The following is a 21,686-nucleotide window of genomic DNA, read 5'->3' on the forward strand; positions in this document are numbered from 1 at the left end:
CACCGGCCGTTCTATCTAAAACAATATCAAAGCTTGTTCTGCACGCGCTTCCTTACCATCAAGACCTTGACCATTAATATCTTGTGTCATACCTGTCACTTTAATACTGAAAGTGCCGTCGGGTATATTATCAGTCGTATCATTACGTTCTAGCACTAACTCATAAGTTGGGGCAGTCGCAGTAATAGCCGTATTCGGTACATCAACATACCAGATACCATCTGACAAGATACCACCCAATACATTCAGACCATTAGGTACATCGGTAACCTCTAGGCGAGTGAAGCTTTCTGAACCATCCTTATCAGCTGAGGTTAATGAAACAGTGACAGAAGCGGTATCATTGCTACCACTATTATCAATAGAAACATCATTCTCAACTAAAGTCATTACTGGGTCATCAGTAACTGCTTGGAAGGTGACGTTAACAGTTGCACTACCAGTTGCAGAAGTACTAATCTCTGAACCATCAGTCAATTCAGCGGTATCAGTATAAATGTAGTCAAAATCTATACTGACATTATCATCGCTATGACGTTTGTCATCGTTGTACCTGATTTCAATCTTTTGATTTGCGCTATAAGTCAGCTCCTCACCTGCGATAAGGGTTACTTCTACCCCATCAACTTGCAGCTCTATTTTTTGGCAATCAGGTCATCAGCTTGTAAGATAATACTCTTAAGTGCTTCATAGCCTGTTGCACTATTGGCAGGTTTAGAAGCATCCGTCGTCTCAAAAGCAGCTGCAAAATCTATCTTAGACCACTCATCTTCTATCGCCGTAACCTTTGGATTATTTACCTTGCCATCGGCAGCATCAGGGGTCACAAGAATAGAGATATTTTTTGCAGTATGAGTCGCACTGTTCCCGGATTCGGTCTCTGTGGTCGTACCTGCAATGGTGAAGTTGATTTCACCTGCAAAATTATCAGGGGTGGTTAGCTTAGCACTGTCATCTTTAAGTGCTTCGAGTGATACTGACCACTTACGTCCTGCACCACTACCGCCCAAGAATACTGCACCTGTAATTCCAAAGCCTTCTGGAATACCGGTAACGACATAGCTGATCTGCTCAGCAGCTGGGCTGTCACCATCATAAGCCTCGATATCCGCAACATCCTTGAATAGGCTGGATAAGGCAATCTTATGGTTACCGGTACCATCTAGCGTCGCTTCATTAGTTATATAGGTATGTGTGTAATCCACACCATCGATGTTAGTTGTGTCAGTTGCTAACTTATCATTACTTATCAAGTCTGCTTTGCCATTGACTTTGACAGGCAGAGTAAGCACGGAGCTTGCATTACCCGTAGTGCCCTCTTCTTGACTCACTGACTGCACTTTTAGATTTACCGTGCCACTGAAGTTTTCCGCAGGCACAAAGTACAACCCAGTTACGCTATTATTGTAATCTTCAATCACTACCGTACCACCAGTAGTATCAAGTAAGACTGTATCACCGTTGCTATTAGTATAATAAAGCTGCCCATCTGCTGGGATATCAGAGATAGTCACATCATATGTCTCAGAGCCGTCATCATCACGCGAGCTTGGGCGGATATTGAGTGGAATACCATCGGTAGGAATGATATCTCCACCAATAGCTACATCGGTCATCATGGCAGCAGTGTCACGCTCATTACCATCGACAATAGCTTGATCCTCATCACCTTCGGCAGGATCGACGGCTAAAGTAGCTGGGTCAGCGACGCCTTTAACTACAAAGGTTAGATAGCTTTCGCCGCTGATGGCTTCATCTGTTACAGTACTGTTAGTGTCTTCGTCAACATCGACCGTTTTTGCCTCGACCTTGACTGCTGTCTCAGCACCACTAGCAAGGTTAAAGTCACTATAGTCTTGCGGAGGGGTTACCGTGACAGTATCTAAATATTCCATAGGAATATCGACACCATTGCCGTTATCAGTCAGGCTAACTAAACCATTGCCATCTATAAGTAAATACCGCTCCTTCAACTGAAATGAAGTTACTACCGTCCTTATTACCGAACGTCAGTATCGCAAAGGTTTTTTCAGAGGTGTCCTGATTCTTCCAAAAGCCTTTTAGGTTAAAGCCATTGTTAAGATCAAAAGCAGTATCTTCTAACGCTGTTATCATGCCATAGTTATGATCAGGGTTGATGGTTAAATCAGGATCACCATCACCATCAGTATCCGTACCAACTCTTTCGGCAACAGGTTTTACCACTACAGTTTGGGTCAAAGTAGCTGTGCCAGTAACGGTAGTACCACCAATATCATCATCAGTGTCTTGGCTGGTCACTGTAAAGGTAATATCAGCGTCTTTGGATGAATGAGGTGGTGGAGTGACAGTCATCTGACTTAAATCAGGTGAACCAGTCATATTAATAGTTACAGTCGTACCAACTTGCGACCCTGCGCCAGTAGTGTCTGCAAACGTCCAGCCTGCTGGTAATTCAAACTGAATCTGGGTAATGACTTCTGCCCCAGAACCGTTATTATTATCCTGTACTTTAAAGCCAAATTTATCAAGGGTGACGGCTGTGTCTTCTTTGGTCTGAACACCTGTATTTTCTAGTTCAACTTGACCCGCTACTGGAGTGACGGTTAGGTTTACTTTTACTGTACCAATCAGCTCTACAGAAGTATCTTTGATATCTGAATCAGGGTCATGATCTTGAGTATATAGCGATATTTCCACGCCATTCATATCTAGAGAATCAAACTTCCCAGTCTGAATAGTGATTTTAGGCTCCGAGTTACCACTGACTACAAAATCAGTAGCAGTTAAGCCAGCATTGATACCGATCAATACCTGACCATTATCATCGGCGATGAATGGGGGAAGCGGCTCAGTGCTGCCAGCAGGTGTAAAATTAATAATGGCGCCAGGGACTAGACCCGAAATCACAAAGCCATAAGTCTCAGCATCACCTTTAGCAGCACTACCTAAATCACCAAAGGTAGTAGTTATCGGTAACTTAACAGACTCACCTTCTTTAAGAGTTACGGTTAAAGTATCCCCAACAACTTCATTTTGATCATAACCAAACTTACTGGCATCATCACCACTTTGATTTTTTTTACTACTATCAGTCACGGCTTGGACATCGACCTTGATAGTAGCATCAGCCTTTGCACCATTTACATTAGGAAGCTTGTTGCCAGCCGCATCAACTTCATACTCAGTCACTGACATACCAATCGAGATGTTTGTGGCATTGTCTTTAGGTGGCGTGAGCGTCATCGCCTCAAAATCAGCTTTTGACATAGTAATGGTCGAACTATTTTTTCCTGGCGGATCATTAATAGTAGGAACATCACTTAATAAAATAGTAATAGTTTGATTGACAGTAGAGGTAGTAATACTGCCACTACCATAATCTAACTCTACTCCTTTAGGTATCTTGCTTAAGGTAATTAAACCAATACGCTCAGGTGTATCATTCGTACTGGAAGTGTCTAAGTCTTTGTTATCTTTTATTTTTACTGACAACCCTAGAGAAACCTCAGTGTCCTCCTTGGTTGTTATTGTCTCCGATCCTTTGTTTGGAATCACTTTATCACCAATTTCTACAGTAGGCATGTCTGATAATGGCTTGACGGTGATTTCTAGTGTTTCAGTGCCTGTTTGTGGGGTGGTCGCATTAACACCATTGTTTACCGTAACGGTAATATCTGGTATTTTGCCACTGTAGTTGGGGGCAGGTTTAAAGGTATAGCTGCCGTCACTATTAATAGTGATATTGCCAATGGAGTTAGTACCATCAACTAAGATGTCGCTACTTTGTCCCGCATTTTTGCTAATAGTTGTACCATCAGTAAGCTCAAAAGTATAACTTTCAACTACCAAAGTCTCACCAAAATCAGGGTCATCGTCGTTAATAAGAATATTACCCATTAAGGTCGTATCTTCATTAACGATTTTTACATCATCTACTAGTGAGATGCCATCATTGGTACCAGTAATGGTTACCTCAACATAGCGAATCTCACTGGTGCTGATCTCGTTGCCACCATTAGTCGCTGTAATATTATTGCCATCATCGACTTGTACGGCGTAGCGTATGGTGATGGTTTCGCCTGCTGGGAGGAAGTTAATATCTGTATCTTCTGCTTTAACCTCCCAAGTGCCATTATTGTTTGTCGCTTGGGTTATTGAGAATATACCTTCTAATGCTGCTTTTTGATCAGTCGTTAGAGATTTAAAGTAGTAGTGCCAGTAAAATCATACTTATTTTGAGCTTCTAGATATTTCAATGTCAGATTATCACTGGTATCAATATCATTGAAAGCGATAGTGCCACTTTGAGTAATAATTGAATCATCTGTTTGTTCGATGAAAGATATATTGGCAATATTGCCATTACTATCAGCAGTAATTGTTGGTTGGTCGTTAGTGCCCGTGATGGTGATAGTGAGCTTGGCAGTATCAGTATCAGCATCAGTGATGGTGTACTCAAAGGTTTCGGTCAAACTCACCTAGTGCCAAATACTGTATAGCGGCATTATCAACATCATAGGTATATTCGCCATTCGCATCTAGTGTTAGCTCCCCAAAATTGCCTTGAATTAGAGTCGGTGCTGTGCTATCAACTGTACTGGTAGTACTCCCAAACTCTACTGCCGTTACCGTGGTTGCATCTGCACCTAAATCATCAGCCACATCATCGGTCGCTGCACCAGTTGACGTAAGAACGTTACCGGAAACGATATCTGTTTCTTCGCTAATAGTGTTTTTGTCATCATTTGCAGTAGGTACAGTATCGATAATCTCAATATCTAAGGTGTCATTGATTTTATCGCCAATTGTGTTGGTTAACTCTACTGCAAACTGGTCAAAAACTTCACGATTAGGCACGTCATGATCTTTTACATTGCCGTTCTCGGTATATTCGTAAGTGAGTTCACCTGTTACTGCGTTATATCCAGTGATTACCAGTTCACCTAAACTAGTAGTGATAATGACCGATGTGGTCGTAGCATTGGTAACGTCTTGACCACTGACAGTCAGTGCTGTAACACTCTGTGGATCGGTTATATTAAAGCTACCTGAAACATTAGCACCAGTCGCTTCTATGACGCTGTTATCTTCGACTGTCAATGTCGGTGCGATATCATTATCTAAGATCGTACCAGTGCCAATCACCCCATCAATAGTGACCGTAGTGGTTTCATCATTCTCAAGGATAGTGTCATTCAAGGTCGGGTAAGTAACGGTAAAGTCAGTGACGCCTGCAGGTACGGTGATGGTGCCCGCGACTGGATCATAAGTGACGCCATCACTAAAGACGAGATCAGTAGGATCGCTACTGTAATCATCGCCGTCAGTGGCGGTGACGCCTGATAAGTCAAACTCATAGGTGACGTCCGCTTGGGTGACGCCATTAATGGTGACGCTATGAACTAAGTTGTCCCCTTCTGTCGCTGTCGCATTGCCAACGCTGACCGTTGGTTTATCGCCCTCTTGCGGGGTGCCATCTGTGGCATCTTCATCAAGGATCGTACCCGTCGCACTATCCGTACCAATAGTAGCGTTCACCGCATTATTAATATCAAGTACCAAGTCCTCTGATTTCTCGTAGACATTGTCATCCACCACAGTGATGGTGATCACAGGCGCACTGGTGCTGCCCGCTGGTATTTTGACGCTTGCGCCATTGGTGAGGAAGTCTTGTATCTTCGCTGTCGTCGATAAGGTGATCTCAACACCAGCAGCATTGGTGTAGACGATGGAGGCTATGTCAGCGGCATTGATGGTGCTATCTGTTGTATTCAGTTTCACATCAACTGTGCTGTCAAAGTCACTCTGATTGCTTTGCGTAACGCTGAATTCTAAGGTGTTGTCTACCCCTTCAATAGCGGTATCTTTAGTGGCTGTGATGCTAACGCTTGGTTTATCGCCCTCTTGCGGGGTGCCATCTGTGGCATCTTCATCAAGGATCGTACCCGTCGCACTGCTAGTGCCTACCGTGGCATTCACCGCACCCGTGATGCTCATGCCTAAGCTTTCTGATTGCTCATAGATGTCATCATCCGTTGGGGTGATGGTGAACGTTGGGTTGCTAGTCGCTCCTGCAGGGATGGTGATGTCAATACCCGCTACCGCTTGGGCTACGGTGTAAATAGTCTCAGCACCATTGCTGTCTGTAAAGACGATTTCTTGATTGAGGATGTCTGCCGCTACTGCGCCACCAAGGCCGCCTGGCAAGTCAAGTTTGACGGTGACGGTGCTGTCTTTATCGGTTAAGCCCGTTTGCGATACGGTGAAGACGATGGAATCACCCGTGCCTTCGTGGCTTGGAGATGGTCGCTCAATGTCAACGATAGGAATGGCATCACCAGCATCTTTAATGGTACCGGTGCCACTATCATTGCCGATGGTAACCGTAGTGGTTTCATCATTCTCAAGATGTGTCATTCAAGGTCGGGTAGCTGACGTAAAGTCGTGACGCCTGCAGGGACGGTAATAGTGCCATCGCCATTATTGATGACGCCATTACTAAAGACTGGAGTATTGGTATAGTCATTGCCAAGCCCTTCAGTAGCACTGCCTGGCGTTAAGGCAAAGTCATAAGTCACATCCGCTTGGGTGACGCCATTAATGGTGACGCTATGAACTAAGTTGTCCCCTTCTGTCGCTGTCGCATTGCCAACGCTGACCGTCGGCTTATCGCCCTCAGTATTGGCACCTGGATTGGTTGGGTCATTAGACTCATCAAGGATCGTACCCGTCGCACTATCCGTACCAATAGTAGCGTTCACCGCATTATTAATATCAAGTACCAAGTCCTCTGATTTCTCGTAGACATTGTCATCCACCACAGTGATGGTGATCACAGGCGCACTGGTGCTGCCCGCTGGTATTTTGACGCTTGCGCCATTGGTGAGGAAGTCTTGTATCTTCGCTGTCGTCGATAAGGTGATCTCAACACCAGCAGCATTGGTGTAGACGATGGAGGCTATGTCAGCGGCATTGATGGTGCTATCTGTTGTATTCAGTTTCACATCAACTGTGCTGTCAAAGTCACTCTGATTGCTTTGCGTAACGCTGAATTCTAAGGTGTTGTCTACCCCTTCAATAGCGGTATCTTTAGTGGCTGTGATGCTAACGCTTGGTTTATCGCCCTCTTGCGGGGTGCCATCTGTGGCATCTTCATCAAGGATCGTACCCGTCGCACTGCTAGTGCCTACCGTGGCATTCACCGCACCCGTGATGCTCATGCCTAAGCTTTCTGATTGCTCATAGATGTCATCATCCGTTGGGGTGATGGTGAACGTTGGGTTGCTAGTCGCTCCTGCAGGGATGGTGATGTCAATACCCGCTACCGCTTGGGCTACGGTGTAAATAGTCTCAGCACCATTGCTGTCTGTAAAGACGATTTCTTGATTGAGGATGTCTGCCGCTACTGCGCCACCAAGGCCGCCTGGCAAGCAAGTTTGACGGTGACGGTGCTGTCTTTATCGGTTAAGCCCGTTTGCGATACGGTGAAGACGATGCGAATAATCACCCGTGTCTGTTGCCGTATCGGTGGTCGCCTCAATGCTCACCACAGGAATGGCATCACCAGCATCTTTAATGGTACCGGTGCCACTATCATTGCCGATGGTAACCGTAGTGGTTTCATCATTCTCAAGAATGTTGTCAGTCAAGGTCGGGTAGCTGACAGTAAAGTCAGTGACGCCTGCAGGGACGGTAATAGTGCCATCGCCATTATTGATGACGCCATTACTAAAGACTGGAGTATTGGTATAGTCATTGCCAAGCCCTTCAGTAGCACTGCCTGGCGTTAAGGCAAAGTCATAAGTCACATCCGCTTGGGTGACGCCATTAATGGTGACGCTATGAACTAAGTTGTCCCCTTCTGTCGCTGTCGCATTGCCAACGCTGACCGTCGGCTTATCGCCCTCAGTATTGGCACCTGGATTGGTTGGGTCATTAGACTCATCAAGGATCGTACCGTCGCACTATCCGTACCAATAGTAGCGTTCACCGCATTATTAATATCAAGTACCAAGTCCTCTGATTTCTCGTAGACATTGTCATCCACCACAGTGATGGTGATCACAGGCGCACTGGTGCTGCCCGCTGGTATTTTGACGCTTGCGCCATTGGTGAGGAAGTCTTGTATCTTCGCTGTCGTCGATAAGGTGATCTCAACACCAGCAGCATTGGTGTAGACGATGGAGGCTATGTCAGCGGCATTGATGGTGCTATCTGTTGTATTCAGTTTCACATCAACTGTGCTGTCAAAGTCACTCTGATTGCTTTGCGTAACGCTGAATTCTAAGGTGTTGTCTACCCCTTCAATAGCGGTATCTTTAGTGGCATTAATAGATACTACTGGCGTGTCATCGCCCAACGATGGATCAGCGGGATCAACAGGATTAGTGCCATCAGTGGTGCCATCGTCATAAATAGTGGTATTGACCGTATCGTTATCAATATCAATGGTGGCATTGTTAGATATAACACCTGATACGGCGACGTTAAAATCTTCTGGACCTTCAAATAAGTTGTCATCGATGATCGGTATGGTGATGTCAACGGAAGTTTGACCCTGGAATAGTTACTTCTTGGGTAATGGGCGCGGTATAATCGACATCGCCGCCAGTAGCGCTGCCACCACCGATAGTGATAGTAATCACAGTATCTTCAGTACTTGGTTGCGTAAGGCTTACGGTATAAGTTGCTTCATTCGTACTGCCATCAGCAGCGGTTTCATTCAAGCTTGTAGTACCGCTAATGCTGACCATCACTGGATAATCAACCGTGATATTCGCTTCATTGGATTTTAATCCAGCTTTGTCAGAGACCACATAATCAACCGGCGTTGGATCAGCGGTAAAGCCTGCCTCTGGCGTAAAGGTCACTTTGCCGGTGACAGGATCAACTACCCATTCCCCTTCGCCTACCACAGTGACACTAGTGATTTCATTGCCACTAACCGGATCAATCAGTTTGACACTTGTTGGGTCTAAATCATTTTCAGGATCATTATCATTGGCTACCACGTCTATGATGACCGGCTGACCTGTTTCGCCTTTAGCAATATCATCTTTGGCAGTTGGTGGCTGGTTAACAGGAGTAATTGGTGTGTCTTTACTGCTGCTACTACCGGCTTATACCGACTAGCCCAAGACCTGCAGCAGCCGGTATCCACCATGGTATAGCGGCAGCCACATAATCTGTGCCACCCAAAGCCTGCCCTTCCACATCACCCATCTCTAGCTGAGTGACATAATCGTAGGTTTCGCCAGTATCTGGTATATAGTAGTAGTACTCTCCGTCTTCAGCGATTCCGATCAAGGCGCTATCTGGATTATCGTAGAAGCCTTCTATAATAAGATCGCTTTCTTGACCCTCTTCTTCAAACGACACATGTAAGTCGTTTTTTATACGCTTGGTAATAATATGATTAGGGGCACGACCAATAGCCGTATCATAGAAATCGTAATTCACTTTATCCATAGCGGTAATAATAGTAGGCGTGCCATCCTTGGTCACTACTTGTACTTGATCAATAGTCTGAGTTGAATCGTTGGTTTTGACAATAATAGTATTCATTTTCTTACCTTTAATTTTTAATATAATATTTAAATAGGCTGTCTAAATTATCTTGATATCAGGTGACCTAAGTCGCCAAAGGAAAATACAATTATCGGCTACACGTTATTCTACCACAGCCACTACTCGACGATTGAGCTGTCGACCCTCGGTGGTACTATTAGTTGCTATTGGTTGTGACTCGCCATAACCAATGGCGGTCAGACGCTCAGCACCTATCCCAAACTGCGAGATTAAAACCTCTTTGACTGCATTCACTCGGCGCTGTGATAAGGCTTGGTTATAGCTATCACTAGCGCGACTGTCTGTATGGCCTTCGATGATTACTACCGTGTTAGGATTGCTTCATGAATTCTGCTAACTCAGTTATTTTTGAGTAATACTCTGGACGCACTATGGATTTGTCCGTTTCAAACAATACTTCGAGATCAATAGTAACTTTTTTGGCCAATACAGGGGCTTGAGTCTCTACAACAACTGGCGCTGGTGTTACTGGCTGTCTGATAATGACAGGGGGCGGACAGTTATTAGGGACAACTCGACTGATTTGATGGGACTGATAACGCTTATCATTTAACAGCGGCAATGCACTATTATAGGTGATCTGCTCTAAGGTACTTTGTCCCTTTTCATTCATATTGATATGGAAAAAATACGTTTGAGCGCCTGCTAGCTCATAATCTTGTTTATCAGCCAATAAGTTATTATTTTTAAAACCTGTAGCATGGGCACTCAGCTGGTTAATACCAGCACAAGATTCAACTACAGTATAATTATTTGCATGCAAACTGACTTGAAATCTATTATTGATAGCGATATTGGCACTAGTTTGCTCGGAATGATTGTCATTTTTTCGGATAAAGACTAAGCGTGCTTTGTCAGCCGCCACCTCTTTTGCCAATATAGTGTTGATATCGCTATTGATTTGATTACTCCATGTAACACCATCAATACGGCGACTATCACCATTATTGTTAGCACTATCAGTCATAACGCAAGAAGACATACCGAATAAGGTTATTGGCAAAACAATAGCAATAATATATTTTTTTAGTACTTTCTTCATAGTATTATCCTGACTTCTCATTTTATTTGATTGTTGGTGTTGGTGATCAAAGTCTCTATAAATCAAAGCTTTAATAGTCATACTGTTTATTTTTATAAACTCAAAATTAGTGGAACGTTAATTATATTTACTATACTTATAATATAAGATTACACTTATTTATTCTATCCGCTCATACCCTATTTTCAACCACTCATCAGGTATTAGATTTCATAATATTCATCAAGCAATAAAGCCTATACTCTATTATTATATAGGGTAAATTGATCCTTAATTCTCAAATATTAATTAACTCGTCAACGCTTGAAATACAATATTGTTTTGAAGAGCACAAATAATTTTAATACTAATTGTCATTTATCTGACCTATAAAACTGTAATGGTAATTTACCTCATGCACCATTTCTATCACTGCATCAATCTTGAGGGTAGCAAAATACATATTGCTATCATCCACCCCTAAGTAACCAGCAACCGAAGAGCGAACCTGTTAAACGTTTAATTGCTTTTCTTCTATATCCAAGGTTTTGAAAGTTTCCAAGGTAATCGCTTCAGGCTAGCTTCCAAATTTAAGTCAACCCTAAGGTTGATAGCTTCCCCAGTAAGCTGCCTTGTAATATCGCCAAATGACTGATAAGAGGCAATAGCTTTTATCTGACCACTGCCATTTGGTCCATTCGGATCTTATAGTTATAGATGGCATGCTTCATCGTTTCCTCAAATCATGAGGTGATTAACGCTGTTATTCTTTGCATATTACGCATGGATTAGACTATGTATTCGATGCACCTTAATTTTGGAATTCGTCCATTTAATCAAGTGTAGTATTAGGTAAAAGATGCAAATCCAATTAAAAATATAATATGAATTGAGTCTCTAGGATAGAGTGGAGGTAAAAAGACTATAAAATTATAGTGCCCAAATACGTGCTAGACGTTATCTTATACTAATTTACTTTGCCACTTTTTAACCACATAATAGCTATAAGCCAATAGAATCAATGTATGTAAGATAATGTTATATTATAAGATTTGGTCGACCTACCTTGACATGGTAGAGGTCAGCAGTTCGAGTCTGCTTATGCCTACCAAATATTTAGAAAGCCCCAATCTCACGATTGGGGCTTTTTTTGTCCGTAAAATATGGGCTTTCCACCCAATAAAAAGATCACCATGAATAGTATTATATTTTGCAGTAGCGTCATGACGGAACCGCCCTTGACCCATGTAAGCAATCCAACGCCCCACTATTCCCCAGTTGCTCGGTGGAATATTAAATAAATACTTCCTGAGTAATGATCATAAGTCCATTACAGCGGTAGCGCCAATACCGATTAATATTATAAAAACGACGTTATCCATGATGACTCTCTTACTGGTTTCAATATCAATGTGATGATTGCATACAATTTTAAGTCCAGAGGGCATTATAGATATTTCGCAGGTTACTAAACAGTCTGGTCTCCTACTTCAACGTTACGATTTTATGAGAAAAAATGCCTAATTCGCTCTGTTGGTCGGCAAGGTATCCGCCGAGTTTTCAGCAAAGATATATTAGAGCTTATGTCCTTGATTGCTTTAGGACGTGTTGCAGGATTTTCATTGGATGAGATTGCTGGGATATTAGGGTCTGAAAAAACTCTAGATGTTGATCGATATTTGTTGCTGAACAAAGCCTCTGAACTGGATGAAATGATTCAAAAATTAGTCGCTATCCGTGATGGGATGAAACATGCGGCAACTTACACAGCGCCTAGCCACTTGGAGTGTCCGAGGTTTCGACGTCTAATGAATCTAGCAGCACTGGCGCTATTAAAGGTAACACCTTGCATTAATAAGCAATAGAGCTGATTCTATTAGGTGATTAGGTCACTCAAATAATATTGAACTGCTTAACAATACACTGCGATTATCCAAAAAATCTAGATTACTGATATTAATAGCCTACAGCCAGCTATTCAATTGCGCCAAACGTATAGAATAGCATTCGTAAATAAAGACAAACCTACTCTAAAGCCTGCCCCTTCATACGATGTTTGTTTTCGCAACTGCCGTTAAAGCTAAACTAGCTATTTTTTATTCAAGTTATCACTCAAAGTTGGTTTTAAACTTCCAATATAACATCTTCAACCATGTGAAATCCTAACCTCTGGTGCTGAATTCCTGCACACTGTCATTAGTCCAGACGATCTATTATTGATTTATTACCTACCGTTCTTATTTCTTCAGAGACTGGCTTACAAAGTGCTCTATATTTCAGACGTGTCAATTCATTGACCAGAGATCTATAAGGCTTTTTATGATTGATATTCTCATGAACCATAGTCCTTAACACATTCATTTTTCTAACTTTCGACATACTCATCATTATCTCAGTACCAACACATTCATTGAACGACTGTGACATTTATCACTCACAAAGAAAGTCAAATATTGAAGTTACCTTGTGTAAGCGTAGCTAATATGCACACCTTACTGAAATATAAAGTTTGTATATCTTTATGTTATATTATAACATAACTAAAATATTTACTCTTATCGTTATTTATCCCTATATAACTTCTTATTTTGGTAATCTCATGTCTCCAATTTTTCATATCAACAGATTAAGAGAACCTGATTATACTTCTGTATCTTCAGTTAATTTTAGTATTCCCGGGTAACGACTGTATTCTCAGTAACGACAGCTTTAGGTATGGCAAGTTTGTCGGTCAATGCACAGGATACGATAGTAGACATCAAACCTATGACACCCTCATCTTTTAACCTAAACTCTCCTGATATGACCCACCCTTCGGTAACTCTAGACACCATAGTGGTAACGTCTAACCCTTTATTGCCACAAGCGAATGAAATGGCAACCGCAACCAGTATTGTTACTGGCGATGCGCTCACTACTCAGACAAGCAGTACGCTTGGTGATGCACTAGCAAATGAAGTGGGCGTGTCTACTGATAGTTTTGGGCAAGGTGCGAGCCGACCCATTATTCGAGGGCAAAGCGCACCGCGTGTCCAAGTCATGCAAAATGGTTTGAGCGTACAAGATGCGTCACAAATCTCACCAGACCATCAAGTGGCGGTACCTGTACTAGGTGCCAAACAAGTTGAAGTAATCAAAGGCACGTCAGCGTTGATGTATGGTGGCGGTGCTATCGGTGGTGTGGTCAATATTGTTAATGACACTATTCCTAAAGAAAAGCCTAAAAACAACATCAACGGAAAATTGGCATTGATTGGTCAACAAGCCACAGACGGTTATTTAGGTTATGCAGAACTCAATGGTAGTATCGGTGAAAATTGGCTATGGAGTGGGTATTACCAAAAGACGGATAAAGGCAATATCCAAGTACCACATTTGGATACCGATGAGATTGCCAACAGTTGGTACACGCAAGACAATGGTAGCATTGGCTTGTCTTATGTGACTGATATGGGCTATATCGGTGCATCATATCAGCGCCTATCCTCAGAATATGGCTTGCCCTTTCATGTGCATAATGAATGCTCACCTGATAGCGTACTGACTAACCAACTGAGCTGTGAGGCGGATCATGAACATGACCACGATCATGGTGAAGCGCCCTATGTCGATATGACGTCAAACGTCTATCAGCTCCATGCAGAGCGAAAATTACCCATGATAGGCGTCGTCGATAGCATCAATACGAAACTCAGCTATACCGATTATCGTCACGATGAAATAGATGAAGGTGCGGTGGGCACAACTTTTGAAAACAAAGCCATTAGTGCTCAAGCTCAAGCCACACATAGCACGTATAAAACAGGTAATCTAGGTTTTATGAAAGGTGTGGTCGGTCTAGATTACACAAACAGCCGGTTTTCTGCTGTTGGGCTAGAAGGCTATTTGCCGCAAACCGATCGTACACAGGTCGGTTTGTTTTTCATTGAACGACTCACGCCAGATTATTTGGCGCAAAATACAGAATGCTGATAAATTTGCAGGTCAGTCATTATCTACAATTGATGCCCATGCTGGTCATAATCATGGTGAGACGACGAAAGACGCTCCTCTCGATACGTCTAGTATTTTAAGAAAACAAGGCAAAAGTCCTTGGTATATTGAGTTTGGCGGTCGTCAAGATTTTCAAAGCCTAATAGATAACGACAATAACATCGAAAAAACACATGCTGGAACGTCTGTCAGTTTAGAAGGTGGCAAATATCTTACGCCTAATACGCAGTTGTCAGCCAGAATCAGTCATTCTGAAAGATTGCCTTCTCCACAAGAGTTATTTTCTAATGGCGCCCATCTTGCAACCAATACTTGGGAGCGTGGCAATGGGCAATTAGAAGAAGAATCTACTGATGGCGTAGAATTCACTTTGCGTTACGACAATGGCAATCGTTTTGATAGTAGTATTTCTGTCTTTTATAACGACAGCGCAAATTATATTTATGCAAAAACTCAAGACATTGCTACTGAAGGAGAGTCTGCAGATTTTCGTTTAGTGGATTATGTCCAAAGCGATGCCAAGCATTATGGTGGTGAAATTCAATCACGCTATTATCTTAATGACAATATTAGTATTGGCAGCTTTGCCGATATTGCACTCATCACGCTAGATGATAGAAGCCTTACACGGAAATACGCGCCAAGATTGGTAGCGCCTCGTATTGGTGGTGATATTACCTCTCAATTTGGTCAATTTGACTTGGTGCTGTCTGGGTATCATCGTTTTGAGCAAGATCACATTGCTGATTTTGAAACCAATACACCGAGCTACAACATGGTTGATGCCAAGCTTGTCTATCACAGTTCGAGCGCTCATGATTACACCGCTTTTTTTCAAGTCGAAAATATTCTAAACGAGCTTGCCTATAATCATGCCTCTTATTTGGCTGAACAAGTACCAATGCCAGAGCGCTCTTTCAATGCGGGTATCACCTATAACTTCTAACAGCCTACTCTCTTTTCATTAGTCACCAGTAACTAGCAATCCGTAATCAATTGTCATAAGCCTCATAACTTATGACTGGAGTCCTTTATGAATCAAATAAATGCTTTGAGCCGTGCCATCACGCTCGCCTTCTCTTCTTTAATCGCCGTTTCAGCACTTAGCGGCTGCGGGTCATCAGATGATAGGAAAACACCAATCATAGATTCAGAACATGACCACGACCATGGAGACGATCATGACCATGATGATGAATCTGCTGTCAGCACTGAAATGGAACAAGGTCGTTTATTTATCACTGCAAAAGATGGCAGTCAAGCTTACATTTATAGCCTTGCTCAAGATAAAGTGATACAAACCTTACCTTTGACAGGTCAAGCCGATGCCGTACAAAGTAGTCCAGATGGTCATTACGCCGTCGTCATGGATCGTACTAACAACACGGTCAATTTTATCATAGTGGGCTTGAGATTGAAAATCATGGCGATCATGATCACCCATATGCTCGTGATACGGCAAAAATGCCATTACAGCTCAACTATACCCGTCCTGTACATTTTCAAACGTTTGGTGAGCAAGCTGGATTATTTTTTGATGGTTTGGGTGCCACAGGCAACCCCATAGAAAACCCTGTAAAGAAGCTGGATTTGTACTCGTAACAGATACCGGTATTGCCGATGGTACACTGCCTTATCAAAAGCTTAATACCAGCATGCACGGTACAGCGGAACCTAGAGGCAATTATGTGATTGCCTCGCAGCGTTATCAGACAACTGGTAGCTCACTGGCTGATACGCTCTCTGTATTTGAACAGCATGGTGATCACTATCATATAAGCCAAACCTTTGAGACAAAATGCATGGGGTTGCATGGCAGTGGCAGCGTCACAGATTACAGTGTCTTTGCTTGTAGCGATGGCGTTTTAAGCGTCAAACAAACCGGAGACACATTCAGCGCCGAAAAAATTTCCTATCCCAGCAGCCTAACCAATATTCAATGTGATGGTACAAGCAGTAGTCCTGCTCGAATTGGCTCATTCATCACTAACCACCATCATAACTATGCCATTGGCAGCGCTTGCGGTCAGCCTTACCGTGTTGATCCTATCAGTAAAAACATGACACCGATTGTCTGGACAACAGACAGCCGTCGCCGTGTTGTCAGCTATGATTTTGATGCCCACGGAGAGCATTTAATGCTACTCGATGATACTGGCAAGTTATACATACTGGATGTCGCACAAAATTATAAGCAAACTGCCGTATTAAATGTTTTCCCTAATGGCATCGAAGGCAAAGCGGTTCCCTCATTTATTGTTAACCCAAACACGAAAATGGTTTATATGATGGATGACTCAAACCAGCAAATCATCGAAATTGATGCTGAAGATGGTGAAATCGAGTCAAAAATAACACTGAATTTCACACCCTCTCATGTGACTTGGTTTGGTGTGAAAGCTGGGCATGATGATGAACATAGCCATTAGCGCTTAGCACCTCATCTAATAAAGATAGTTTAATGACTGCTGACAGTAATTGGCTATTAAAATATTTATAAACGCTAGTATTCAAGATAACCCTTAATCCGACGCTTCTTAAATTCCGAAGCATCCGATTAAAGCGCTCGATGATCTTGAATTCTTCTATAGGCATATCTTAAACAACTGGGCTAGTAGGATTTACTACATTAGTTATAGTCTGCTATAACATCATATTACCCCAGTTTATAATTATAAAAAAACCAATGAAACCGCTACGATATTTTCATAGCAGTTTCATTGGTTATACGGTCTTTAACGCTAAAAATTATTTACTGAATACTTTCATACGTTCATCAATTGGCTGAAACGCTTTATCGCCTGCTGGCTGCTCAATAGCGCCGAACACCATTTGCGCATTTAATTCCCAATCATCAGCGATGTCCCAAGCATCGGCAACTCTCTGATCGATGACAGGATTATAATGCTGCAAGTTAGCACCGATATCTAAACTCGCCAATGCCGTCCAAATTACATATTGATGCATCGCGCTGGTTTGATGTGCCCAGATTGGGAATTTATCCGCATATAAAGAGGCGGCTTCTTGCATGTTTCTCACGACGCCTTTGTCCTCGAAAAACAAATACTGTACCGCACCCGCTCTAAAGCCTGCAATTTTATCTTTAGTACCTTGGAACTTCTCGTCATCGCCAACAATCACTTTGAGTGTCTCTTCAGTAATATCCCATAATTTTTCATGATCTTCACCGAATAACACCACGATACGCGTCGATTGTGAGTTAAAAGCGGATGGCGTATGCAAAACCGCATGCTCAACTAACTTAACGATTTCGTCATTTGATACTGGCAATTGATTGATCAATGCATAGATAGAACGGCGCTTTTCTGCCAATTGTTGTACGTCTTTTAGGTTTGACATTGTTTCTCCAGTGATTATTGATGAGTTTACGTGATTAAGAACTAAGTTATAAATTTAAATACTAACCAACCTTTAACCTTTAAAACCTTGAAGTAATTCAGGTGCTGGCAAACGTTTCATATCAGAGTCGACATTACCGAAACGCTCATGACCATTATTCCAGTCGATGATGGATTGCTCAATCTCTGCTTTATTGTCAGCAACAAAATTCCACCAGAGTAGGACTTGGTTATTTAATGGTTCACCGCCGATAAACATCACACGTGTGCCTTTTTAGCAACCAATTTAATGCTTTCGTTATTAGCAACATCACTATCGTGGAAACGAAAGAGTTGATCCTGCTTACATACCTTTCCTTCAGATTCTATCTCACCCTCTGAGACTAAGATGCCGTATTCAAAGCTTGGTTCTAAAGTGAGCGTCACCTCGCCATCCTCGGTAAAGTACACGTCGATACCGACCAGCTTGGAGTATTGGATAGTAGGCGCTTCAAAGTGCTGACCTGACACATTGGTATAGCTACCGGTGGTCAGAATCATCTCAACACTATCTTCCGTCCACGTTGGTAGCTCTGGATAATGATGAAAACCGCGCTCAATCTCTTGATCCGTTGGTAGTGCAATCCAGAGCTGTACCATGCTGATAGCACGCGCCGCATCCGACGAACCACCAGTGTCTGGAAACACGCTTTGTTCCGTATGACTGATGCCTTGGCTTAGACCCGTACCGGCTGTCATGACGTTGACTTGGTTCTTAGTAATGACTTGCTCGTTACCTAAGCTATCTTTATGCAGTACTTCGCCATTTAACATCCAGCTAAAAGTTTGCAGATTGGTGTGCGGATGACGACCCACTTGCATGCCTAATTCATCTTCACCAAAGTCAGCAGGACCAGCGTGATCTAAAAAGCACCAGGCTCCGATAGGTTTTTTGCCAGTGTTAGGTAGCAGACGAGCAATAGGAATACCGCCAACATCGGCCATTCTTGGCTCTAGGGTTTGAATACTCATCATTCACCTCTTATTATAGATAGTTATAGATTCTTGAATACATGATTATGAATTACTACTATTTTTTGTATCAATTAATACATAGGTACTTCCATTAGCAATACTCTAGCGTCCTCATCAGCATCCATCGTGAAGCTTTTGGTGTCTGAGATACCAAGACCATCTCGAGTATCAAGTACGTTACCGTTGATAGTCACTTTACCCTCTAGTACCAAGACATAAACACCGTTATTGACATCTTTTAAATCATAAGTCTGAGTCACGCCTTTGTCAAAATGACCCATATGGAACCAAGCGTTTTGGTGAATCCAAACCCCAGCGTCGTCCGCGTTTGGCGAGAGCACTTGGTTAAACTCATTAGCTTTCATGTGCTCATCCATACGTACTTGCTGATAGCGCGGCGTCACACCCATTTTATTGGGAATCACCCAAATTTGTAAAAACTTGACAGGTTCATTGGCATCGCCATTCATCTCACTATGAGTAATACCCGTACCCGCTGACATGACCTGAATCTCACCCGTTTCGATGATACCTTCGTTACCGATATTATCGCCATGAGCTAGCTTCCCACTTAGAGGAATACTGATAATTTCCATATCGCGGTGTGAGTGTTTGCCGAAACCTTGACCACCAATAACAAAGTCATCATTGATGACCCGTAGCGCGCCAAAACCCATACGCTCTGGATTATGATAATTGGCAAAGCTAAAAGTATGACGGCTTTTGAGCCAGCCATGATTAGCATCGCCACGAGAATCTGCTGCATGATAGATCGTTTTCATAAGTTATCCTTTATTTTTAATTGGCTTGTTTAAGCTATGGTCCTATTATAATTGTTGAGCAGATATAGATAAACAGTGATTATTGCAAATAACTATTCTTATTTATAGAACAATAGGTGCTTAGAATTAACGTAATATAATAGTCACGCCATCATTCGCGCCACCCGTTAGTACCAATAAACGGGTGCAAAAAATATTAACGATAAGGAGAGGTAAACCATGTCAAATCTACATACATTGAATAATGAAGTTATCGACAACAAAGCTCAAAAACGTTTCGAAATTCATATCGATGATCAAGTTGCGTTTGAAGAGTATGAGGTTTTTTACCACATCCACAGGTGAGGAAGGTATTGAGTATAAGCACACATTCGTACCTGAGTCGCTCAGTGGTCGTGGTATTGCTGGTTACTTAGTTAAGGTTATCTTAGATTGTGCAGCCGTTAGAAAACTGCGCGTTAAACCAACCTGTCCTTATGTGAAATCCTATATTGATAAGCATCTACAATACCAAGACAATTCGGTGTTTCATGGTGCGAAAGCCTAAGAAAATATGAACCAAAAAAAAGCCATGACAAATCATCATGGCTTTTTACGATTAATGGCATTACTCAATAATGGTAAAACTTTTATTAGCTAATATGCTGTAAGAACTCTGGATTACGCGCTAGTAGTGATAGGTACAGCACAGGAATGACAAACAAACCGACTGCCCAATAACTGAGATTGACGTACAGCACCGCCCCAAGGAGCGCGCCAATCACAAAGCTGATAACCAATGCCGCGCTATGCCCCAATTTTTTGGCATTATCAGCGCTACGGTTGGCAATATAATCTGACAGACCAATGCCCAATTGGGTCGTATTACCCGTCATTAATACCGTAGGACTCATATGTTTGATGACTGTTTTACTAGCCGTATTACGAATAGCAAGTGCCGTTAAGCCCAAACCACCAGTAATGGCGACCGATATATCGCCTGCTTCAGTGAAAGGTTGAAAGGACAATCCTGCTATCATAAATGCGCTCAAAAATAGCGCTTCTGCTAAAAACAAATGACTGAGTACTAACGTTTGCTTTCGGCTTTTATCAATGTATATTTTGGTAATAACCACCGTTATTATAAAAAGTGGCACCGATGCCAGCTTGATCCACAAGCCATCTTCACCTTTAACCAAACCGCTACCAGCCAGTACTAAGTTACCCGTGACATGAGCGGTAAAAAAGCCAAATAAAGTGATAAAGCCAATGGTATCAATCGCCCCACCAACTATCGTTAATAGTATAGGCGCTTGATAGCGTTGCCAAAAGCTTGGTGTCTTACGATCTAGAGTATTGTTATCAGCGACAGCTTTAGGCACTGGTATGTCCTGCAAAATCCACGAAATCAGTCACAAAGCGCTGTAAGAATTTCTGTGTGCGCGGGCTAACACTGCCATCGTCATTTAAGCTGTCAGTTGCACGACTTAAATGAATTTCAGGATCAATCATCATTTGTGCCGACAGCATTTGCAGGCTTTTTCTGAAATCAAGGCCACTATTGATACCGCCAAAACTGCCTGGCGAGGCCGTCACTACCGCAACTTTTTTATGGGTCCAAACGCTTTCTTTATACGGACGAGAGCCGATATCGATGACGTTTTTTAGGGCAGCAGGCATGGTTCGATTATGCTCTGGCGTGACAATCAATACCCCATCGGCGTTCTTAAGCTGTTTACGGACACGCTCATAGCTGTCAATGGTCGTGTCATCATAATCTTGATTATAAACAGGCAAATCGGAAATGTGTACTTCTTCTATCACTACGTTCTCAGGCATTTGCGATACCATAAGCTCTGCAAATTTACGATTGATAGATTCTTTTCGCAAGCTGCCAATAATTAAGGCGATGTTTAGGGATGCGCTCATAGCGGCTCCTTGATTATGATGATAAGACGATATTTTCTA

General features: G+C 42.5%; 25 protein-coding genes. 6 read left to right on the plus strand and 19 right to left on the minus strand.

From position 1 onward, the window contains the following. Positions 1-15: 15 nt before the first annotated feature. The 13 genes from G7Y90_RS15995 to G7Y90_RS19350 form a co-directional block, all read right to left on the minus strand. Entirely contained in the window at positions 16-477 is a 462-nt protein-coding gene (locus tag G7Y90_RS15995) for a hypothetical protein (RefSeq protein ID WP_250162894.1), read from the minus strand. 158 nt (positions 478-635) lie between these two features. After that, on the minus strand, positions 636-1,973 hold the full coding sequence (locus tag G7Y90_RS16000; RefSeq protein ID WP_250162895.1) for a hypothetical protein: 1,338 nt from the start codon (positions 1,971-1,973) through the stop codon (positions 636-638). Then, a complete protein-coding gene (locus G7Y90_RS16005; protein ID WP_502937372.1) occupies positions 1,930-3,879 on the minus strand; it encodes a hypothetical protein in 1,950 nt (649 codons plus the stop codon). The genes G7Y90_RS16000 and G7Y90_RS16005 overlap by 44 nt, the downstream gene beginning before the upstream one ends. A 296-nt stretch (positions 3,880-4,175) precedes the next feature. Then, positions 4,176-4,454: a VCBS domain-containing protein gene (locus tag G7Y90_RS16010; RefSeq protein WP_284143764.1), complete on the minus strand. Its 279-nt coding sequence runs from the start codon at positions 4,452-4,454 to the stop codon at positions 4,176-4,178. Beyond that, positions 4,438-6,399, minus strand: coding sequence for a beta strand repeat-containing protein (locus G7Y90_RS16015; protein ID WP_284143765.1), 1,962 nt, complete (start codon positions 6,397-6,399; stop codon positions 4,438-4,440). Before G7Y90_RS16015 ends, G7Y90_RS16010 begins: the two co-directional genes overlap by 17 nt. Then, a complete protein-coding gene (locus tag G7Y90_RS16020) occupies positions 6,396-7,412 on the minus strand; it encodes a Calx-beta domain-containing protein (protein WP_250162896.1) in 1,017 nt (338 codons plus the stop codon). Before G7Y90_RS16020 ends, G7Y90_RS16015 begins: the two co-directional genes overlap by 4 nt. Positions 7,413-7,439: 27 nt before the next feature. Continuing rightward, positions 7,440-7,790 (minus strand): hypothetical protein, encoded by a 351-nt coding sequence (locus tag G7Y90_RS16025; RefSeq protein WP_250162897.1) that lies wholly within the window; start codon positions 7,788-7,790, stop codon positions 7,440-7,442. Positions 7,791-7,828: 38 nt separating this feature from the next. After that, a complete protein-coding gene (locus G7Y90_RS16030; RefSeq protein ID WP_250162898.1) occupies positions 7,829-8,341 on the minus strand; it encodes a hypothetical protein in 513 nt (170 codons plus the stop codon). A 181-nt stretch (positions 8,342-8,522) separates the two neighbouring features. Beyond that, the gene (locus tag G7Y90_RS16035) at positions 8,523-9,071 is read right to left on the minus strand and encodes an Ig-like domain-containing protein (protein WP_349773447.1); all 549 of its coding nucleotides are present in this window, start codon (positions 9,069-9,071) and stop codon (positions 8,523-8,525) included. A gap of 22 nt (positions 9,072-9,093) precedes the next feature. After that, positions 9,094-9,546 carry a hypothetical protein gene (locus tag G7Y90_RS16040; protein ID WP_250162899.1) on the minus strand — a complete coding sequence of 151 codons (453 nt, stop codon included), beginning with the start codon at positions 9,544-9,546 and terminating at the stop codon, positions 9,094-9,096. 105 nt (positions 9,547-9,651) lie between these two features. Beyond that, complete coding sequence (locus tag G7Y90_RS16045) at positions 9,652-9,870, minus strand: OmpA family protein (protein ID WP_349773448.1); 219 nt, start codon at positions 9,868-9,870, stop codon at positions 9,652-9,654. A 10-nt stretch (positions 9,871-9,880) separates the two neighbouring features. Further along, complete coding sequence (locus G7Y90_RS16050) at positions 9,881-10,612, minus strand: OmpA family protein (RefSeq protein ID WP_250162900.1); 732 nt, start codon at positions 10,610-10,612, stop codon at positions 9,881-9,883. 1,040 nt (positions 10,613-11,652) lie between these two features. Then, entirely contained in the window at positions 11,653-11,859 is a 207-nt protein-coding gene (locus G7Y90_RS19350) for a hypothetical protein (protein ID WP_502937373.1), read from the minus strand. A gap of 255 nt (positions 11,860-12,114) precedes the next feature. Between G7Y90_RS19350 and G7Y90_RS16055 the strand changes: the two genes are divergently transcribed. The 5 genes from G7Y90_RS16055 (at position 12,115) to G7Y90_RS16075 (ending at position 17,013) form a co-directional block, all read left to right on the plus strand. Beyond that, entirely contained in the window at positions 12,115-12,456 is a 342-nt protein-coding gene (locus G7Y90_RS16055; protein WP_250164019.1) for a MerR family DNA-binding protein, read from the plus strand. Positions 12,457-13,306: 850 nt separating this feature from the next. After that, complete coding sequence (locus G7Y90_RS16060) at positions 13,307-14,563, plus strand: TonB-dependent receptor plug domain-containing protein (protein ID WP_250162901.1); 1,257 nt, start codon at positions 13,307-13,309, stop codon at positions 14,561-14,563. Further along, positions 14,517-15,530: a TonB-dependent receptor gene (locus tag G7Y90_RS16065; RefSeq protein WP_250162902.1), complete on the plus strand. Its 1,014-nt coding sequence runs from the start codon at positions 14,517-14,519 to the stop codon at positions 15,528-15,530. Before G7Y90_RS16060 ends, G7Y90_RS16065 begins: the two co-directional genes overlap by 47 nt. An 87-nt stretch (positions 15,531-15,617) precedes the next feature. Continuing rightward, a complete protein-coding gene (locus G7Y90_RS16070; protein WP_250162903.1) occupies positions 15,618-16,151 on the plus strand; it encodes a YncE family protein in 534 nt (177 codons plus the stop codon). An 88-nt stretch (positions 16,152-16,239) separates the two neighbouring features. Further along, positions 16,240-17,013: a hypothetical protein gene (locus tag G7Y90_RS16075; protein WP_250162904.1), complete on the plus strand. Its 774-nt coding sequence runs from the start codon at positions 16,240-16,242 to the stop codon at positions 17,011-17,013. Positions 17,014-17,332: 319 nt separating this feature from the next. Here the strand turns inward: G7Y90_RS16075 and G7Y90_RS16080 are convergent, their stop codons facing one another. The 4 genes from G7Y90_RS16080 to G7Y90_RS16095 form a co-directional block, all read right to left on the minus strand. Then, positions 17,333-17,944: a nitroreductase family protein gene (locus G7Y90_RS16080; protein ID WP_250162905.1), complete on the minus strand. Its 612-nt coding sequence runs from the start codon at positions 17,942-17,944 to the stop codon at positions 17,333-17,335. Positions 17,945-18,016: 72 nt separating this feature from the next. Next, positions 18,017-18,202 (minus strand): pirin-like C-terminal cupin domain-containing protein, encoded by a 186-nt coding sequence (locus G7Y90_RS16085; protein WP_250164020.1) that lies wholly within the window; start codon positions 18,200-18,202, stop codon positions 18,017-18,019. Beyond that, positions 18,202-18,954 (minus strand): pirin family protein, encoded by a 753-nt coding sequence (locus tag G7Y90_RS16090; RefSeq protein WP_250162906.1) that lies wholly within the window; start codon positions 18,952-18,954, stop codon positions 18,202-18,204. The genes G7Y90_RS16085 and G7Y90_RS16090 overlap by 1 nt, the downstream gene beginning before the upstream one ends. 74 nt (positions 18,955-19,028) lie before the next feature. After that, positions 19,029-19,739, minus strand: coding sequence for a pirin family protein (locus G7Y90_RS16095; RefSeq protein ID WP_193007208.1), 711 nt, complete (start codon positions 19,737-19,739; stop codon positions 19,029-19,031). A 316-nt stretch (positions 19,740-20,055) separates the two neighbouring features. Between G7Y90_RS16095 and G7Y90_RS16100 the strand changes: the two genes are divergently transcribed. Next, complete coding sequence (locus tag G7Y90_RS16100; protein WP_250162907.1) at positions 20,056-20,286, plus strand: GNAT family N-acetyltransferase; 231 nt, start codon at positions 20,056-20,058, stop codon at positions 20,284-20,286. Positions 20,287-20,371: 85 nt separating this feature from the next. Here G7Y90_RS16100 and G7Y90_RS16105 read toward each other — a convergent pair whose 3' ends face one another. Together G7Y90_RS16105 and G7Y90_RS16110 are read right to left on the minus strand one after the other, a co-directional pair. Continuing rightward, positions 20,372-21,100, minus strand: a complete 729-nt coding sequence (locus G7Y90_RS16105; RefSeq protein ID WP_193007210.1) for a YoaK family protein — start codon at positions 21,098-21,100, stop codon at positions 20,372-20,374. Then, complete coding sequence (locus G7Y90_RS16110; protein ID WP_193007211.1) at positions 21,093-21,647, minus strand: NADPH-dependent FMN reductase; 555 nt, start codon at positions 21,645-21,647, stop codon at positions 21,093-21,095. The genes G7Y90_RS16105 and G7Y90_RS16110 overlap by 8 nt, the downstream gene beginning before the upstream one ends. Positions 21,648-21,686: the final 39 nt, after the last annotated feature.

Source organism: Psychrobacter sp. WY6 (assembly GCF_018448495.1).
Lineage (GTDB): Bacteria > Pseudomonadota > Gammaproteobacteria > Pseudomonadales > Moraxellaceae > Psychrobacter.

Bases quoted from the DNA above. Each gene is read 5' to 3' on its own strand.
- G7Y90_RS16110 (WP_193007211.1), bottom strand. From the start codon at position 21,647: ATGAGCGCATCCCTAAACATCGCCTTAATTATTGGCAGCTTGCGAAAA.
- G7Y90_RS16015 (WP_284143765.1), bottom strand. From the start codon at position 6,399: ATGACACATCTTGAGAATGATGAAACCACTACGGTTACCATCGGCAAT.
- G7Y90_RS16080 (WP_250162905.1), bottom strand. From the start codon at position 17,944: ATGTCAAACCTAAAAGACGTACAACAATTGGCAGAAAAGCGCCGTTCT.
- G7Y90_RS16100 (WP_250162907.1), top strand. From the start codon at position 20,056: ATGAGGTTTTTTACCACATCCACAGGTGAGGAAGGTATTGAGTATAAG.
- G7Y90_RS16090 (WP_250162906.1), bottom strand. From the start codon at position 18,954: ATGAGTATTCAAACCCTAGAGCCAAGAATGGCCGATGTTGGCGGTATT.
- G7Y90_RS16040 (WP_250162899.1), bottom strand. From the start codon at position 9,546: ATGAATACTATTATTGTCAAAACCAACGATTCAACTCAGACTATTGAT.
- G7Y90_RS16095 (WP_193007208.1), bottom strand. From the start codon at position 19,739: ATGAAAACGATCTATCATGCAGCAGATTCTCGTGGCGATGCTAATCAT.
- G7Y90_RS16060 (WP_250162901.1), top strand. From the start codon at position 13,307: ATGGCAAGTTTGTCGGTCAATGCACAGGATACGATAGTAGACATCAAA.
- G7Y90_RS16070 (WP_250162903.1), top strand. From the start codon at position 15,618: ATGAATCAAATAAATGCTTTGAGCCGTGCCATCACGCTCGCCTTCTCT.
- G7Y90_RS16005 (WP_502937372.1), bottom strand. From the start codon at position 3,879: ATGGGTAATATTCTTATTAACGACGATGACCCTGATTTTGGTGAGACT.
- G7Y90_RS16085 (WP_250164020.1), bottom strand. From the start codon at position 18,202: ATGTTTATCGGCGGTGAACCATTAAATAACCAAGTCCTACTCTGGTGG.
- G7Y90_RS16075 (WP_250162904.1), top strand. From the start codon at position 16,240: ATGCACGGTACAGCGGAACCTAGAGGCAATTATGTGATTGCCTCGCAG.
- G7Y90_RS16050 (WP_250162900.1), bottom strand. From the start codon at position 10,612: ATGAAGAAAGTACTAAAAAAATATATTATTGCTATTGTTTTGCCAATA.